General features: G+C 57.4%; 15 protein-coding genes and 1 tRNA gene. 4 read left to right on the forward strand and 12 right to left on the reverse strand.

Annotated features, from left to right (window positions below):
* Nucleotides 1–28: 28 nt before the first annotated feature.
* The 6 genes from NA647_RS01700 to metG all read right to left on the reverse strand — a co-directional run bounded on the left by NA647_RS01700 (nucleotide 29) and on the right by metG (nucleotide 6,409).
* Complete coding sequence (locus NA647_RS01700; protein ID WP_256056122.1) at nucleotides 29–490, reverse strand: NUDIX hydrolase; 462 nt, start codon at nucleotides 488–490, stop codon at nucleotides 29–31.
* Between the two features lie 862 nt (nucleotides 491–1,352).
* Nucleotides 1,353–3,068, reverse strand: coding sequence for a hypothetical protein (locus NA647_RS01705; protein ID WP_256056123.1), 1,716 nt, complete (start codon nucleotides 3,066–3,068; stop codon nucleotides 1,353–1,355).
* Nucleotides 3,069–3,227: 159 nt separating this feature from the next.
* Nucleotides 3,228–3,301: transfer RNA gene (locus NA647_RS01710), tRNA-Gly, on the reverse strand.
* Nucleotides 3,302–3,369: 68 nt separating this feature from the next.
* Nucleotides 3,370–4,062, reverse strand: a complete 693-nt coding sequence (locus NA647_RS01715; protein ID WP_256056124.1) for a pseudouridine synthase — start codon at nucleotides 4,060–4,062, stop codon at nucleotides 3,370–3,372.
* Entirely contained in the window at nucleotides 4,062–4,271 is a 210-nt protein-coding gene (locus tag NA647_RS01720) for a cysteine-rich CWC family protein (RefSeq protein WP_256056125.1), read from the reverse strand. Before NA647_RS01720 ends, NA647_RS01715 begins: the two co-directional genes overlap by 1 nt.
* Nucleotides 4,272–4,366: 95 nt before the next feature.
* Nucleotides 4,367–6,409, reverse strand: coding sequence for a methionine--tRNA ligase (gene metG / locus NA647_RS01725; RefSeq protein WP_256056126.1), 2,043 nt, complete (start codon nucleotides 6,407–6,409; stop codon nucleotides 4,367–4,369).
* Between the two features lie 194 nt (nucleotides 6,410–6,603).
* Between metG and apbC the strand changes: the two genes are divergently transcribed.
* Nucleotides 6,604–7,698 carry an iron-sulfur cluster carrier protein ApbC gene (gene apbC / locus NA647_RS01730; protein ID WP_256056127.1) on the forward strand — a complete coding sequence of 365 codons (1,095 nt, stop codon included), beginning with the start codon at nucleotides 6,604–6,606 and terminating at the stop codon, nucleotides 7,696–7,698.
* A 112-nt stretch (nucleotides 7,699–7,810) separates the two neighbouring features.
* Here the strand turns inward: apbC and NA647_RS01735 are convergent, their stop codons facing one another.
* On the reverse strand, nucleotides 7,811–8,020 hold the full coding sequence (locus NA647_RS01735) for a cold-shock protein (protein ID WP_003282211.1): 210 nt from the start codon (nucleotides 8,018–8,020) through the stop codon (nucleotides 7,811–7,813).
* Nucleotides 8,021–8,337: 317 nt separating this feature from the next.
* On the opposite strand from NA647_RS01735, the gene dcd reads away from it, so the two are divergent.
* Nucleotides 8,338–8,904, forward strand: a complete 567-nt coding sequence (gene dcd / locus NA647_RS01740) for a dCTP deaminase (RefSeq protein ID WP_256047244.1) — start codon at nucleotides 8,338–8,340, stop codon at nucleotides 8,902–8,904.
* 102 nt (nucleotides 8,905–9,006) lie between these two features.
* Here the strand turns inward: dcd and NA647_RS01745 are convergent, their stop codons facing one another.
* The 3 genes from NA647_RS01745 to NA647_RS01755 all read right to left on the reverse strand — a co-directional run bounded on the left by NA647_RS01745 (nucleotide 9,007) and on the right by NA647_RS01755 (nucleotide 11,410).
* Nucleotides 9,007–9,690: an SDR family oxidoreductase gene (locus tag NA647_RS01745; RefSeq protein WP_256056128.1), complete on the reverse strand. Its 684-nt coding sequence runs from the start codon at nucleotides 9,688–9,690 to the stop codon at nucleotides 9,007–9,009.
* Nucleotides 9,691–9,869: 179 nt separating this feature from the next.
* Nucleotides 9,870–10,451, reverse strand: a complete 582-nt coding sequence (locus tag NA647_RS01750; RefSeq protein WP_256056129.1) for a superoxide dismutase — start codon at nucleotides 10,449–10,451, stop codon at nucleotides 9,870–9,872.
* A 356-nt stretch (nucleotides 10,452–10,807) separates the two neighbouring features.
* Nucleotides 10,808–11,410: a LysE/ArgO family amino acid transporter gene (locus NA647_RS01755; protein WP_256056130.1), complete on the reverse strand. Its 603-nt coding sequence runs from the start codon at nucleotides 11,408–11,410 to the stop codon at nucleotides 10,808–10,810.
* A gap of 96 nt (nucleotides 11,411–11,506) precedes the next feature.
* Between NA647_RS01755 and NA647_RS01760 the strand changes: the two genes are divergently transcribed.
* The gene (locus tag NA647_RS01760) at nucleotides 11,507–12,394 is read left to right on the forward strand and encodes a LysR family transcriptional regulator ArgP (protein ID WP_256056131.1); all 888 of its coding nucleotides are present in this window, start codon (nucleotides 11,507–11,509) and stop codon (nucleotides 12,392–12,394) included.
* Nucleotides 12,395–12,398: 4 nt separating this feature from the next.
* On the opposite strand, the gene NA647_RS01765 is transcribed toward NA647_RS01760, so the two are convergent.
* Nucleotides 12,399–12,680, reverse strand: a complete 282-nt coding sequence (locus tag NA647_RS01765) for a hypothetical protein (RefSeq protein WP_256047240.1) — start codon at nucleotides 12,678–12,680, stop codon at nucleotides 12,399–12,401.
* Nucleotides 12,681–13,055: 375 nt separating this feature from the next.
* Between NA647_RS01765 and NA647_RS01770 the strand changes: the two genes are divergently transcribed.
* A complete protein-coding gene (locus tag NA647_RS01770; protein ID WP_256056132.1) occupies nucleotides 13,056–13,982 on the forward strand; it encodes an ATPase in 927 nt (308 codons plus the stop codon).
* 141 nt (nucleotides 13,983–14,123) lie between these two features.
* Here the strand turns inward: NA647_RS01770 and pncB are convergent, their stop codons facing one another.
* Nucleotides 14,124–15,329: a nicotinate phosphoribosyltransferase gene (pncB, locus tag NA647_RS01775; protein WP_256056133.1), complete on the reverse strand. Its 1,206-nt coding sequence runs from the start codon at nucleotides 15,327–15,329 to the stop codon at nucleotides 14,124–14,126.
* Nucleotides 15,330–15,544: the final 215 nt, after the last annotated feature.

The raw sequence follows: 15,544 nt of genomic DNA on the forward strand, positions 1-15,544 counted from the left end.
GGGTAGGGAGCGAATGTTCATAGAGATGTCAAACAGGCAATTTGAATACGCCTGCATCCATGAGCAGCTGCACCAGATTTTCCGGCCATACCGTTTCTTTTGTGGTTCTCAGTTCCTGGGCCGACCACCAGTAATGATCCGCCATGACCTTTTTTTCGTGCGCTGTCCATTGAGAACGGGAAAGGGCTATGTTTGGGACATGCACAATAAAATACTGCTCCACGGCGACCACCGCTTCGCCGCTGGGCAAAATCAGTGAAACCCTTCGATCAGCCACAGGCTGCGCAACTGTACTGACTTGAATGCCTGTCTCCTCGTACAGCTCACGTACTGCCGCAGCGTGGAATGTTTCACCTGGTTCCAAACCACCACCAGGCGTGGCCCAGTGGCTTTCACCAGCCAAGGCGTCGTCTGTATGGTGAAATCTGAAAAGGAGGACTTCTTCGGAAGGGCTAATTACTAGTAATCGTGCTGCCTTTCGCTCACGCATCTGTCGTCCCCCTAAAAGGGGCGCAGATTAGTAGCGGTTAAGTTAACCGGCAAGCCGAGAGATCGTCATCGTCCGCTATTGGCCCAGACCGTGTAAAACGCGCCCATGTTTTATGGTCTGCGTTGCTACTCAGAATACAAATGCTACAACGGCGATAAATTGGACGTCAGGGTACGTGTTCTCACAATAGATATCCTACCTCTACTCGTCTAAGCCACGGCCAGCGTTTCTGGTAGCCCAGAGCCTTCTGGAGGAATAGGTCTGGCTGGGTTTAGGGGGTTGGTGCACAGCAGTCCAGCCTCCAGTTCAGCCCAGCTTTTGATCCATTTAGATGTGTGCTCTCGTTCACAGTGCGTGAGCGTCGTCCGCCGGCAGCAGGGGAGCCTGCGACTTGTCGAGCGGAGGGCGGCGTGTAGGTGCTGGCTGGCTGCTTAGGGCTGTAATTATCGTCGTTGAATGACGTTTGCCGAGACTGCACCGCCCGAACAGTGGCATCTTCAAACCATTCGATTCCCTCTTGGCTTAGCTGCCGCTGTCGAGGCGCTGGTGTTGGCGTTTCGTAGCTTGCGATGGAAGAGTAGTTAACCGGTAGCGTCGGCTCTTGGTTAAACAAAGGCTTACCGACAACACGGATGCCCTGCTTGATCTGATTTACGCCCAACAAAATTGGTTTGCCGAACGTCAATGCTAGGACAGTAGTGACCGTAGAACCGAAACCCATTATTGCGACGGATCGTCATGGGTCTCGCTTCTTGCCGCGGCGTATATATTCCGGTGCATCATCCCAGTCAGAATTTATGTTGCCTCCTTGCATAAATAACGCAGCTAGAAATAGCTGGCTTACTCGTTAGTGCTAGCTTCGCTACAGTACTTCGATATTGCTAGCAACCTCTATGGCGCCCATAACGCCCGGTTGAAAGCGAACGCGTCTACCAGAAAAAACAATTTGCGCACGATCTTGCTCAAGTATATCTTCTTTTTGGAAAAAGTATTTTGCCTCGTTTCCCTCTACTTCAACAAAGCCTCGCTCGTTCTTGATGTCGTAGTAGGTGATGGTTCCTTCCACTTTGCCCGGTAGTGCCGCTTGCTCTAAAAGCTGACTGCTTATCTGAGCAACTCGGTTGATCCATTTTCCACCTTTAAGAGACCTTTCTTTGTTAACTCGTTCACCACCCTCAAAGCTGTGAGTAGGCAGGTCTTTTAATACTGCACACGCATAGTCGAATGAGTACACAGTTCCCTTCCGACCAGAGCCGAGCTCTTCGATATTGATGACGTTATACTCTTGTGATTTATTTGTGTATTTATAGAGTATTGGCGACATGTTTGGGAAAGTAAATTTATAAGCGCTTCTTGCTTTGCAGATGTTAGCTAATGTCTCTATGAAGTCTTTTTCTACCTGTCCATATATGGACTCAATTTGTTCTGCATGTTCTTTGAGTGTTTCTCCTACCGCATCCTTAGTAACGTGGAGTTCCTCCTCGTGCTCTCTAAATGTCACGTTGAGCGACAAATCTAATAGCTGTATTAATCGACGCATGTTTCCTTGGGATGCGTATAGTAATTGTTCTAAGCAATCGCCATAAAGATCATCACCAGAAAGTGAAAAGACGTCATCTGCGCGGAAGAAACCGTTTTCATAGCCAAATGGATTTAAATAGTTATTTATCAGGTCGATCGCTCGCTTTCTAAATCGGCGATACGCTCGTTCATCTTGAATTCGCTCTTCAAGAAGAATTACGCTCCCATATCTCGTTTCCGTAAGCATGTCAGAGAAAGAGTTAGGGTAGACAGCAATTTTGGTTCGTATAAAACTTGCGGTTCTAAGCTGATTCATTAGTATCTCGAAAAAGCCGGATCCGCTATCGTTCTGAAAGAACTTTTTATCCAGTGCTCCCGCCTCGTCAATTAGCAAGAGGATCTTACCGTCTTGTCCTTCAAGTAAGTTTTTGTAGCAATCCTCAATATCTTTAATACCTGGGTTTGGTTTCTTCTTAATTTCAGAGAAGTGAGTATTTTTCCACTCTGCTGAAAGCTCAAGAAATTGGCACTTTGCGCCGCCTTTTGTCAAAAGCTCCTGGGTAACTCTTTCAATATACTCTTCGCTTCCAAGCTTTGACAGCTGCTTCATACTATTAGCTAGCTTGTGTGCAGAGAATAGCTCGTCTTTAAGGAATCGGAATCCAGTATGTATTTCAGCTAGTTTTTTGGCATCCATTAGCTTGAGGTAAACAGTTGTAAGCTCTTCAACTATTTTTATAATTATGTTTCTGTATATCTCCTCCGAGTTTTTTATATGTTGAAAGTCGCTAAGTCGTATGAATACGGGAAGTATAAGCTCGTCGGAATTTTCTATCAGGCTAGGCACCATGCCGTACAAGTAGTATGCATAGTTTGCTCTGAGGAACATGGTTTTTCCAGAGCCCATGCGTCCTTTGATTATTGTGTTTTCATAGTCAAAAGGTGTATTTAAACCATCAATCGGGTTCACATACAGATTGAGAATGCTTGAGAGGTCATATTCGTCTGCATTTCGCGTTTTAAATGGTCGTGAGCGAAACAGCTCTTCCATATACATATGTGATCCTTATAAGTAATAAGCTGCTCTAATGTTCGGTATATAAAAAGTTGTGCCTCGGAAGAATGGCAGGTTGTTTTTCTAAGTCTCCAACCCTTGCAGTCAAATATATGCGAGTCCTGAACGAAAAAGCCCTGCGATTGCAGGGCTTTTCAAATCTGGAGCGGGCGAAGGGAATCGAACCCTCGTCATGAGCTTGGGAAGCTCAGGTAATGCCATTATACGACGCCCGCGTAGGCAGCCTTTGTACCAGAAGGGCGGCGTCAGTAGAAGCGGTGCGGCGTTTGTGCGGTGAATGTTTTCAGATCTGCGCGATTTCCGCTGGGGTCAGGCTGCGGTACTGGCCTGAGGCGAGGATGGGGTCGAGCTGCAGCGGGCCCATGCGTTCGCGGTGCAGTGCGGTGACCTTGTTGTTGAAGTGGCCGAACATGCGTTTGACTTGATGGTAGCGGCCTTCATGCAGAGTCAGGCGGGCCTGGTGCGAGCCGAGCAGTTCGAGTTCGGCGGGCAGGGTGGTGTGGTTCTCGAAGCGAAAGTAGAGGCCTTCGGCGAAGCGGTCGACGCAGATGGGGTCGATAGGGTCTTCGGTTTCCACGAGATAGGTTTTGCCCAGCAGGCTTTCCGGTTGGGTCAGGCGACGGGACCAGAGGCCGTCGTTTGTGATGATCATCAGCCCGGTGGTGTTGAAGTCCAGTCGCCCGGCGATGTGCAGCTCTTCCTTGTCCGGTTCGTCGAGCAGGTCGAGCACCGTGGGGTGTTGAGGATCGGCGGTGGCGCTGACGCAGCCGGTCGGTTTGTTCAGCATGAAGAAGCGGGCGGGCTTGCCTGCTTGCAGTACCTCGCCATCCAGCTCGATGTGGTCGAAGACGCGAACGTCATGGGTGCCGTCGCAGATCGTCTCGCCATTCACTGAAGCGCGACCCGAGGCGAGCAGCAGGCGCGCCTGACGATGGCTGCAGTGGGGCAGGTTGGCAAGGAAGCGGTCGAGACGCATCAGGAGTTGGCAGGCGGCTCGCCACTGGCGCAGCGTGGGCAGATGCAGGCCTTGTTTAGCGCGTCGTCGGGAATACGTTCACGGGCTTCGGCTGCGATCTCTGCGGTAAAGCACCAGCACGGCCGGGTGGCGGTGGCTGGGTTCGCCAAGCCGCACTGGTTGAGCTCGCCGCAGATCGGACATTTATTGATATCAGGCGAATCAGTCATAACCGCCTCCTGGCAGTGGCAACGCTTGATGCAGCAGGGCGATGAGGGCATTAAATAGAAAGCCCGGCATTGCGCCGGGCTCTTCATACAGGTCGTTACTTGACGCGTTGACCTGGCTTGGCGCCGCTGTCGGGGCTGAGCAGGTAGATCTCTTCGCCGCCAGGGCCGGCGGCCAACACCATGCCTTCGGAGACGCCGAACTTCATTTTGCGTGCGGCGAGGTTGGCAACGTACAGCGTTAGGCGGCCTTCCAGTTTGCTTGGGTCCGGGTAGGCGCTCTTGATGCCGGAGAAAACGTTGCGCTTGGCATCGCCAATGTCGAGCGTCAGGCGCAGCAGCTTGTCGGCGCCTTCCACAAATTCGCACTTCTCGATTAGCGCGATGCGCAGGTCCACGGCGGCGAAGGCATCGAAGGCGATTTCGACAGCGATGGGCTCTTTGGTCAGCTCTCCATTGCCGGACGGCTGGGCAGCGGTTTCGGTGGAAGCGAGGTCTTCCTTGGATGATTCGATCATGGCTTCGATTTTGGCAGGCTCAATACGGGTCAATAGCGGGGTAAAAGCGTTCAGCTGGTGGTTGGTCAGCAGTGTTTCCAGGTCAGTCCAGCCTAGCGGCTCGACATTCAGGAAGCGCTCGGCGTCGGCGGCCAGGTTCGGCAGCACTGGCTTGAGAAAGATCACCAGCTGGCGGAACAGGTTGATGCCTGTTGCGCAGATCGCCTGGACTTCATCCTGCATACCGTCCTGCTTGTTCAGGGCCCAGGGCGCCTTGTCGGCGATCCAGGCGTTGGCGCGGTCGGCCAGCGCCATGATTTCGCGCATGGCACGGGCGAAATCGCGGTTCTCGTAGGCATCGGCGATCGAGGGAGCGGCGGCCTGGAAGGCGTCGGTCAGCTCCGGCGCGGCGTTGCGGTCGACCATCACGCCGCCGTTGCCCTTGTGGATGAAACCGGCGCAACGGCTGGCGATGTTGACGACCTTGCCGACGAGGTCGGAGTTGACCTTCTGCACGAAGTCTTCGAGGTTCAAGTCCAGGTCATCGACGCCACGGCCGAGCTTGGCTGCGTAGTAGTAGCGCAGGTACTCGGGGTTCAGGTGATCGAGGTAGGTGCGCGCCTTGATAAAGGTGCCGCGCGACTTGGACATCTTCTGCCCGTTTACTGTCAGGTAGCCATGCACCGCAACGGCGGTGGGCTTGCGCAGGCCGGCGCCTTCGAGCATGGCGGGCCAGAACAGGGTGTGGAAGTTGATGATGTCTTTGCCGATGAAGTGATAGAGCTCGGTGGTGGAGTCCTTGTTCCAGAAGGCATCGAAGTCCAGCTCTGGGCGGCGCGCGCAGAGATTCTTGAAGCTGGCCATGTAGCCGATCGGCGCGTCCAGCCAGACGTAGAAGTACTTGCCGGGCTCGTCGGGGATTTCGAACCCGAAGTAGGGCGCGTCGCGGGAGATGTCCCACTCGTGCAGGCCGCCGTCGAGCCATTCGGCGATCTTGTTGGCGACCGAGTCCTGCAGGCTGCCGCTGCGGGTCCACTCCTTGAGCATCGCCTCGAAGTCGGGCAGCTTGAAGAAGAAGTGTTTGGAGTCACGCAGCACTGGCGTAGCGCCGGAGATGGCTGAGCGCGGGTCCTTCAGTTCAGTGGGCTCGTAGGTGGCGCCGCACTTTTCGCAGTTGTCACCGTACTGGTCTTCGGCCGCGCACTTCGGGCAGGTGCCCTTGATGAAGCGGTCGGCGAGGAACATGCCTTTCTCGGGATCGAAGTACTGGGTCACCGAGCGGGTTGCGATGTGGCCGGCGTCGCGCAAGCGGGTGTAGATCATCTCGGACAACTCGCGGTTCTCTTCCGAGTGGGTCGAGTGGAAGTTGTCGAAATTAACCAGGAAGTCCGCGAAGTCGGCGCTGTGTTCGGCCTGCACGTTGGCGATCAGTTGCTCGGGCGTGATGCCTTCCTTCTCGGCGCGCAGCATGATGGCCGATCCGTGGGCGTCATCGGCACATACATAAACGCACTGGTTGCCGCGCAGCTTCTGAAAGCGCACCCACATGTCCGTCTGGATGTACTCGAGCATGTGGCCAAGGTGGATCGAACCATTGGCGTAGGGCAGGGCACTGGTAACGAGGATCTGACGGGCTTCGGACATGGGGGAAATCTGCAGTCGGGGTTGCGAAGTGAGCTGGTCACTATAAAGGTGCGACGTTTTTTTTTCACCCGCACTGGCGCGGCTGATGTCGGTCAGATGCCAAGTGCCGCGCCATGTTGACGCGGTTGATGAGCCCATACGGCACCACGGGGTAAGATGCCCGTCTGTTTTACTAGGTTTTCTTGGGAGTAGTCATGACCGTCACACGCGAAGCTGTCGAAGCCGTACTGCGCCAGTACACCGACCCGAACTTGAACCAGGACCCAGTGAGCGCCGGTTGTGTACGTTCTATCGAAGTTCAGGGCGATCGCGTCGGCGTGCAGCTCGAGCTGGGTTATGCCGCCGGGCTGTTTCGCAGCGGTTGGGCGCAAATGCTCGCGATGGCGATCGAGCAGCTCGAGGGCGTGACGCGTGCTGACGTCCAGGTCGACTGCGTAATCAAGCCGCACAAGGCGCAGGACCAGGTGCCGGCGCTGGCCAATGTGAAGAACATCATCGCGGTGGCTTCCGGCAAGGGCGGTGTTGGCAAGTCCACCACTGCGGCCAATCTGGCGCTGGCGCTTGCCCGCGAAGGCGCGCGTGTGGGTGTGCTGGACGCCGATATCTACGGGCCGAGCCAGGGCATCATGTTTGGCATTCCCGAAGGTACCAAGCCGCAGATACGTGATCAGAAGTGGTTCGTGCCGCTGGAGGCGCATGGCGTACAGCTGATGTCCATGGCGTTTCTGGCTGACGACAAGACGCCGATGGTCTGGCGCGGCCCGATGGTTTCCGGGGCCTTGTTGCAATTGATCACCCAGACCGCCTGGACCGATCTCGACTATCTGGTGGTGGACATGCCGCCGGGTACCGGTGACATCCAGCTGACCCTGGCGCAGAAGGTCCCGGTGACTGGTTCGGTGATCGTCACCACGCCGCAGGATCTGGCGCTACTGGACGCCAAGAAAGGCGTTGAGATGTTCCGCAAGGTGAACATCCCGGTGCTGGGTGTGGTGGAGAACATGGCCATTCACATCTGCTCAAATTGCGGCCACGCCGAGCATTTGTTCGGTGAGGGGGGCGGCGAGAAGCTGGCGGGTGAATACAACGTCGACCTGCTGGCTTCGCTACCGCTGTCCATGGCTATCCGCAGCCAGGCTGACGCTGGCAAGCCGACGGCAATTGCCGATCCGGAAAGCCAGATTGCCATGATCTATCAACAAGTGGCGCGCACAGTCGGTGCGCGAATCTCGCAGAGTGGGCAGATCATCGCCCAGTCAATGCCGAACATCATGGTGACCGACGACTGACCGAGAGGGTGAGGCGGCGCTTGGCGTCGCCTCTGCCGAGCTGTACTGACTGGCAAATCTCAGGCACAAAAAAGCCCCGCCGAAGCGGGGCTTTTCTTAAAGAAGCTTCAGGTTAGATAACCTGAACTTCCTCAGCTTGCATGCCCTTCTGGCCGCGAGTAGCGACGAAGGAAACTTGCTGGCCTTCTTTCAGGCTCTTGAAACCGTCGCCCTGGATGGCGCGGAAGTGTACGAAGAGGTCGTCACCGGATTGCGGAGTGATGAAGCCGAAGCCTTTTTCATCGTTGAACCACTTAACGGTACCGGTTTGGCGATTGGACATTTGAATGTCTCCTTGAACAATGTAGAGATGATTTGAACGGGCAAATACCCCGAACGGTGACTGTGTGCAAGGAGTTAGGAGTCGTAGCAATGATCGGATCGAAATCTAAACATGTAGCGATTCACGGTGACACATGCAGCAGCAGCCAAGGAAAGATACTCCATTTCTGTCGCAATGCGAGCATTATTTTCAGTTTCCGGCCAAAGCGTCAGAGATGCGACGCAAGGTCCCGAGTCGCAGCCTTTGAACCGGCTTCATGGCCTCGGTAAGATGCGCACCTTATCTAAACGCCCACCAGCCAAATCAGGACGCCAGCCATGAGCATCAAATCGGACAAGTGGATTCGCCGGATGGCCCAGGAGCACGGCATGATCGAGCCCTACGTCGAGCGCCAGGTGCGCACCGAGGGCAACGAAAGACTGATTTCTTACGGCGTGTCCAGTTACGGCTACGACGTGCGCTGCGCCGATGAATTCAAGGTATTCACCAACATCAACTCAGCAACCGTCGATCCGAAGAATTTCGACGAGAAGAGCTTCGTCGATATCCAGAGCGACGTCTGCATCATTCCGCCGAACTCCTTTGCCTTGGCCCGTACCGTCGAGTACTTCCGCATTCCACGTAACGTGCTGACTATTTGCCTCGGCAAAAGCACCTATGCCCGCTGCGGCATCATCGTCAACGTGACGCCGCTTGAGCCGGAGTGGGAAGGGCACGTGACGCTGGAATTCTCCAACACCACTACGCTGCCGGCGAAGATCTACGCCAACGAGGGTGTCGCGCAGATGCTCTTCCTTGAATCGGATGAAGAGTGCGAGACGTCTTACCGTGATCGCGGCGGTAAGTATCAGGGCCAGCGCGGAGTAACGCTGCCAAAGGCGTAAGCTTCAAAATCCTGGATTGCTGGTAGAGCCTCGATGCGAGTGATGACTCACGTTGCCACTCGCATCGTCGTTTCCGGCGCCTGAACGGTACGGTTCATTGCTTCACCAGGGCAATGTCTCGCCCTGATAATCGATGAAGCGATGACCGCCCTGGCCGGCAGCGCGCTTGACCTGCTCGACCATGCCGCGGCAACTGGTTTCGACATCCAACGGTGCCTCCGCTCCGCCCATATCTGTCTTGACCCACCCGGGATGCATCGACAGCACCGTAAGGCCCGTCTGTTCTCCGAGTTCGGCCACGAAAGTCCGGGTCAGATGGTTGAGTGCCGCCTTGCTCGCGCCATAAAGCGGCATGCCCATACCGGGCCCGGTCTCGACGCTGCCCATGATGGAGCTCATGAAGGTAATGACGCCGTTGCTCGGATCGACCAGCGGCAGCATGCGCTTTGCCAGTCGTACCGGCGCGATTGCGTTGGTCGTGAACAGCTGACCGACTTGCTCATGTGTCGCTGTATCGGCCGAGAGCGTACGAGAGCCGGAAATACCGGCGTTGATGTAGAGGACATCCAGCGTAATGCCGGACACCCGCTGGGTGAGGGCGTCAACGCCGGCGGCATCGTTTATATCCAGCGCTTCGATACGAACATTCGCGACGGTCTTCAGCGCATCCGCATGCTGTGGATCACGGACGGTCGCGATCACTTGCCAGCCTTCGCTGGCGAACTGCTTGGCCAGACCCAGGCCGAGACCGCGTGATGCGCCGATGATCAACACTGTGTTGGACATTGGAAAAGCTCCGAGAGAGACGGGCTGACAAGCATAGTCGATACCGTCTAGGCACTTGCCTGGGCTCGGCAGCTGCACGTGTGTCTGAAACGAAAATGCCCGCATCACCGGGATGCGGGCATTTCGGTTGCGAGCGCCACGGGGCGGGGTGAGCCGTCCCGTGTTGCTAGCGTGGTGACTCAGCCAGCGAAGTTCTTCGCGACGAAGTCCCAGTTGACCACGTTCCAGAATGCTTCGACGAATTTCGGGCGAGCATTGCGGTAGTCGATGTAGTAGGCGTGTTCCCAGACGTCGCATGTCAGCAGCGGCTTGTCGCCAGCGGTCATCGGGTTGCCGGCACCGATGGTGCTCGCCAGGCCGACGCTGCCGTCGGACTTCTTCACCAGCCAGGCCCAGCCGGAGCCGAAGGTGCCGATAGCGGTCTTGGTGAACTCTTCCTTGAACTTGTCGAAGGAACCAAAGGCGGCGTTGATGGCGTCAGCCAGGGCGCCGGTCGGCTGGCCACCGGCGTTCGGTGCCATGCAGTTCCAGAAGAAGGTGTGGTTCCAGACCTGAGCGGCGTTGTTGAAAATGCCGCCGGACGAAGTCTTGATGATGGTTTCCAGATCCTTGCCTTCGAACTCGGTGCCCGGGATCAGGTTGTTCAGATTGGTCACGTAAGCCTGGTGATGCTTGCCGTGGTGGTACTCGAAAGTCTCGGCGGAAATGTGCGGCTCGAGAGCGTTCTTTTCAAACGGAAGCGGTGGCAATTCGAAAGCCATGGTGTATCTCCTGCTCAGGTGTCGAGAATAGATGCGGCTCGGAAGGAGGCAGTCCGCGCTGATGATCAGCACCTCGCGGAACGGGAAAACTACTGCATTGATGTTCGTCCGTTGACGCCTGTTTTCCCTTCGCTCGCTACATGCGTGCGCATTCTTTCGGCCGTTCACGGGCGGCCGTGATGGCGGGCTGAAACATTCCGCTCCATGCCCGCGAACCAGGGATCATAGCACCCGCCCTGTAGCAAAACCACGCGTCAACTGTGTGGAAAACCGAAGCCAGAGCGCGCCGGTGCAGGTCAGGACAGGGCGTGTACTGAAAGCCCTCTGCGTGGACACCCGATCGAGGTCGGTGTTCCTCAGGCGAATGCAACCAGTTGCACGGCGACGGCTAACATCATGCCCGCCACACCTAGATCGATCAGTCGCCAAGTCAGTGGCCGCGCGAGCCAGGGGGCAAGCCAGGCCCCACCGAGCGCGAGAATCAGGAACCACAGGGTCGATGCGCTCGCGGCACCGAGCGTATAGGCTCCGGGCTCGGGTTGCTGGGCGCCGAGGGAACCGATCAGCAGCACCGTATCGAGGTAGACGTGCGGGTTGAGTAAGGTGACCGCCAGTGCAGCCAGCAGAACGCTGCGCAATGAACGCGGGGTGCGTTGGGCATCCTCCCGCAGGGCTTGCGGGCGTGCCGCACGGCGCAGGGCGGTGACGCCGTAAAACAGCAGAAACGCCACGCCGCCCCAGCGAGTGATTTGCAGCAGTAGCGGGTTTTCTGCCAACACCGCAGCGAGTCCGAAGACGCCTACACCGACCAACAGGATGTCGCAAAAAATACATAGCGCGGCGACCGGCAGATGGTGTTCGCGTCGCAGGCTCTGGGCCAGGACGAAGGCATTTTGCGCGCCGATGGCGATGATCAGGCCTGCCGTGACCAATAACCCGTTGAAATAGCTCTGCCACATGACCTGCTGCCTGTTGCTTTGAAAGATGGCTCGCAGTCTCGGTGGCTTTGCCTTATAAGGAAAACGAAATATGCTGATGCCATATAAGGAAATCTGATGTTCGATTACAAACTGCTGGCGGCGTTGGCCGCAGTGGTCGAGCAGGCCGGATTCGATCGGGCAGCGCAGGCGCTAGGGCTGTCTCAATCGGCGATATCCCAGCGCATCAAGCTGCTGGAGGCTCGCTTGGGTCAGCCGGTATTGCTGCGCGCCACACCACCGCAGCCGACCGAGGTGGGCCGACGCCTGCTCAACCATGTGCAACAGGTGCGTTTGTTGGAGCGCGATTTACAGGGTCAGGTGCCGGAGCTGGACGAAAATCGTTTGCCCGAGCGGCTGCGCATCGCCTTGAACTCCGATAGCCTCGCGACTTGGTGGGCAGAAGCGGTGGCCCCGTTCTGCACCGAGCACGGGGTGGTGCTCGATCATGTGTTGGAAGATCAGGCGGTAGGTCTCAAGCGTATGCGAGCCGGGGAAGTGGCTGCCTGTGTTTGCGCTGTGGAGCGTCCCTTGGCCGGAGCTCGCAGTCAGTTTCTCGGTGCCATGCGCTATCGCGCCCTTGCCAGCCCAGCATTCATCGCGCGTCACCTCCCTGGCAACGCACCGGCGGAAGCCTTGTTGCGGGCCCCGGCCATTGTCTTCGGGCCGGATGATCAGTTGCAGCATCGCTATCTGGCCTCGCTGGGTTTGAGCGGCGCCTTCAGCCACCACCTTTGCCCGTCATCGGAGGGATTCGTTCGCTTGTTGGAAAGTGACTTGGGCTGGGGCCTGGTGCCTGAACTCCAAGTACGTGCCGAGCTTGCCAGCGGCGCTCTGGTGGATGTATTTCGTGGTAAGCCGATCGACGTTCCGCTTTACTGGCATCACTGGCGCAACGGCGGTGAGTTGCTTGCTGAACTTACCCGGCAGCTGACGCGCTCGGCGAGGCAATGGCTGGTGGACTGAGTGCTCAGCCGAGAACCCGCTGCCCGCGATAGATGCGTACCGAAGGCTCACGCTTGCCGCCATCGCCGATTGAGACCGGTTTAGCTGTAACTGGCGTATGTGTGTCAGTGAAGGTGGCCAATTGTCTGCCGAGCTCGCGCGTCATTTCATCTGTCGAGCGGAGGCAGGCCGTCAACATTGCCTGAATGGCATCGGGCTGGCTCAGGCGAATATCCAGCTGCTGCTCGTCGCGGAGCCGGCGGCGCAGGTGCTGCATGCAATCCAGGAAAGCCTTGTTGAACTCCATGGCGATTCGTCCTTCTGATGCTGCCCGCCGAACTCGAATTTCAGGGCCCGACATCCATGTCAGAAAGCGCTATCCGATGGCAAGACTGACGAAGCAATGGGCGTACCAAGTTCAGCTTTAGCGGCGCTTTCATCGGAGGAATTTCCTTGTCAGTCCCGTCGCGTCTGGGTTTGACGGTTTCGCCTTGCTTCAGGAGCAACTAGGTAGTTCCGTTATCGCACCGCATTGTTGCGGCTGGACTGCACGGTCTTGAGCCGCGGCCGCGCCAAACGCGTGATCGAGGTGCACTGATTGCCACATTCACACCGCTGAAGTGGCTTCACTGAATCGTTATACTGCGCGCTGTTTCTCGCTTCGCGCTACCAAAGGTATCCCATGCGCAACGATGCTCACGACGAATTGGACCACGTACCCAGCCTCACCGCCGGCCGTGACCGCGACCCCTATCCTGCGCCTGAACTCGATCCGGTCATCCGGCCTGCGAGTGGCCGTACCGACGATGTGCGGCATAAGCGCCGTGCTGCCAGCACGGCGCCGTTGTGGATCATGATCGTGGCGCTTTTCGTCCTGTTGGCGGCGCTGGGCTGGTGGAGCATGCAGCAGATTTCCCGGCTGGAGGTGCAACTGGTTGCCACGCAGGAAAGCTTTGCGCGCATCAGCGAGGACGCCGCCGGCCGGCTGCAGGATATTTCCGGAAAGATGGTTGCCACCGAGTCCAACGTGACGACCGAAGGCGAAGCGTTGAAGTTGCGTATCAAGCAACTGGAAAAGCAGGCGCTGGATCTGGCTGAGCAGCAACGCGCGATCACGACCCAACAGCAGAGTCTGACCGGCAAACAGGGCAATCAAGACCAACGCCTGGATGAGCAGGGGATACGTGTCGGGCGTGTCGCCACCGACCTGCGGGATCATCAATTCGCTACCGCAGCGCTCACCGAGACAGTCAAAGGCGTGGCCGGTGAACAGGCGGGGCTCAAGTCTTCGCTAGCGAGTCTGCAGGGCTCGGTGACTGAGCTTAACAAGCTGTCGGCGCAGATCGATGGGCTGAGTAATTTGTCTGCCCGGCTTGACGGCTTGAGTAAGGACATCGCCGCGCTAAAACAGCGAGGCGACGGTAGCCAGGCGGTCAGTCGGCTGGAGCAGGATATGTTGATTCTGCGCAGTGAGCTGGACAACCGGCCCGCTGCCACGCCTGGAGTCAATACCGCCGAATTCGACGCCTTCCGCGCGCAGATGACACGCAATATCAGCACCCTACAATCGCAGATTGCCAATTTGCAGGGGCAAATCAGCGGTCGTTGAAGCTGGCAGAGGAGCAACGGCGGAGATTTGCTCTGAGCGGCAGTATCAAGCCGTTCATAGAAACGCTACCGGCCAAGCTGCGCCCCAGTGCAATGGTGAGACCTCCGCTCCCGGCCTTGGCCGGGCGCGCTGTACCGGAATTCAACGGTCGTCGTTCACCCCGAAAACATGTTTGAGATAGGCGACGAAGGCCTCGTCGCGACACATGGTCTTGCCTGGCGAGTCGGAGATCTTGGCCACCGGTTGGCCGTTGCAGCTGGTCATCTTGATCACCATGTTGGTCGGCTGAACGCCTGGTATGTCGCAGGTCAATTGGGTCCCGATACCGAAGCTGGTGTTGCTGCGCCCGGCCAGTGCGCGGTAGATGCCAAGCGCCTTGGGGAAGTCGAGACCATCGGAAAACACCAGTTGCCGCGTCATCGGGTCGATACCGAGACGGCGGTAATGGGCGATGGCCTTTTCCGCCCATTCGATGGGATCGCCCGAGTCGTGGCGCAGGCCATCGAAGAGTTTCGCCAGATACAGATCGAAATCGGCCGTGAAGGCGTCCATGGTGATGCAGTCGGTAATGGCGATGCCCAGCGCGCCGCGGTATTCACGGGCCCAGCAATCCAGCGCGGCGCTCTGGCTGTCGATGAGTCTGGGCCCCAGCTGCTGGTGCGCCATGATCCATTCATGCGCCATGGTGCCCATGGGCTTCAGATCGAGCGTCCGGGCGAGATGAACATTGCTGGTGCCGACGAAATTACCGGGAAACCGGTGCTTCAAGCGTTCGACGATCAACGCCTGCACGGCAAAGGAGAAGCGTCGGCGGGTGCCGAAGTCGGCGAGATTGAACCCCGCCAGCTCTTCATCAGTGGCTTCGTCGCGCAGCCACTGGAGTTTTTCGTCGAGCCTGTCGCTAGCTTGTTCGAGCGTTACGTTCGGGTAGCGGGCTCGATTGCGCACCTCACTGATGATCGCCAGCAGCGGCACTTCGAACAGAATCACATGGAGCCAGGGCCCGCGTAGGTAGATCACCAGTTCGCCTGCTTCGAGTTCGGCGCGCACGTAGCGCAGGTCGAAGCGGAACAACCCGAGGAAACGGATGAAATCCGGCTGCATGTAGGGGATGCGATCGAGAAAGGCGAGTTCGTCCTGGCTGATTTTGAGTTCAGCGAGCGCCTCGATCTGCTGACGAATGTCGTTCAGGTACGGCGCCAGATCTTCCTTTGATCGGCTGCGGAAGGCCCATTCGACCTCGGCGTTGGGGTAGTGATGCAGCACCGCCTGCATCATCGTCAGTTTGTAATAGTCGGTATCCAGCAGGCTCTGAATGATTCGGTCGGAGAAAATGCTGGCGCTCATTGGCTGCTCCTGATTGCTGGAAAGGCTAGGGTCTGTTGCCGTTTCGTTCGCGACCGCGCCGGAGCTTGTTTTGCGCGAGGCAAGGCCGCGCCCGCTCCCGGCGGGCCTGCGGCATTCACCCCATCCATGGGGGTCGCATGAGGAGTGAAGTTTGGTCGTTCCAAATAAACGACGAGAAACGCCGCCTCGCGCAAAACAGGCCCGGCCCGAAGGGT

The organism is Stutzerimonas stutzeri, from assembly GCF_024448985.1.
In the GTDB taxonomy this organism is placed as follows: domain Bacteria; phylum Pseudomonadota; class Gammaproteobacteria; order Pseudomonadales; family Pseudomonadaceae; genus Stutzerimonas; species Stutzerimonas stutzeri_AP.

Excerpts from the sequence above, each read along its gene's own strand:
- NA647_RS01700 (WP_256056122.1), bottom strand. The coding sequence starts at position 490 with ATGCGTGAGCGAAAGGCAGCACGATTACTAGTAATTAGCCCTTCCGAA.
- NA647_RS01705 (WP_256056123.1), bottom strand. The coding sequence starts at position 3,068 with ATGTATATGGAAGAGCTGTTTCGCTCACGACCATTTAAAACGCGAAAT.
- NA647_RS01715 (WP_256056124.1), bottom strand. The coding sequence starts at position 4,062 with ATGCGTCTCGACCGCTTCCTTGCCAACCTGCCCCACTGCAGCCATCGT.
- NA647_RS01720 (WP_256056125.1), bottom strand. The coding sequence starts at position 4,271 with ATGACTGATTCGCCTGATATCAATAAATGTCCGATCTGCGGCGAGCTC.
- metG (WP_256056126.1), bottom strand. The coding sequence starts at position 6,409 with ATGTCCGAAGCCCGTCAGATCCTCGTTACCAGTGCCCTGCCCTACGCC.
- apbC (WP_256056127.1), top strand. The coding sequence starts at position 6,604 with ATGACCGTCACACGCGAAGCTGTCGAAGCCGTACTGCGCCAGTACACC.
- NA647_RS01735 (WP_003282211.1), bottom strand. The coding sequence starts at position 8,020 with ATGTCCAATCGCCAAACCGGTACCGTTAAGTGGTTCAACGATGAAAAA.
- dcd (WP_256047244.1), top strand. The coding sequence starts at position 8,338 with ATGAGCATCAAATCGGACAAGTGGATTCGCCGGATGGCCCAGGAGCAC.
- NA647_RS01745 (WP_256056128.1), bottom strand. The coding sequence starts at position 9,690 with ATGTCCAACACAGTGTTGATCATCGGCGCATCACGCGGTCTCGGCCTG.
- NA647_RS01750 (WP_256056129.1), bottom strand. The coding sequence starts at position 10,451 with ATGGCTTTCGAATTGCCACCGCTTCCGTTTGAAAAGAACGCTCTCGAG.
- NA647_RS01755 (WP_256056130.1), bottom strand. The coding sequence starts at position 11,410 with ATGTGGCAGAGCTATTTCAACGGGTTATTGGTCACGGCAGGCCTGATC.
- NA647_RS01760 (WP_256056131.1), top strand. The coding sequence starts at position 11,507 with ATGTTCGATTACAAACTGCTGGCGGCGTTGGCCGCAGTGGTCGAGCAG.
- NA647_RS01765 (WP_256047240.1), bottom strand. The coding sequence starts at position 12,680 with ATGGAGTTCAACAAGGCTTTCCTGGATTGCATGCAGCACCTGCGCCGC.
- NA647_RS01770 (WP_256056132.1), top strand. The coding sequence starts at position 13,056 with ATGCGCAACGATGCTCACGACGAATTGGACCACGTACCCAGCCTCACC.
- pncB (WP_256056133.1), bottom strand. The coding sequence starts at position 15,329 with ATGAGCGCCAGCATTTTCTCCGACCGAATCATTCAGAGCCTGCTGGAT.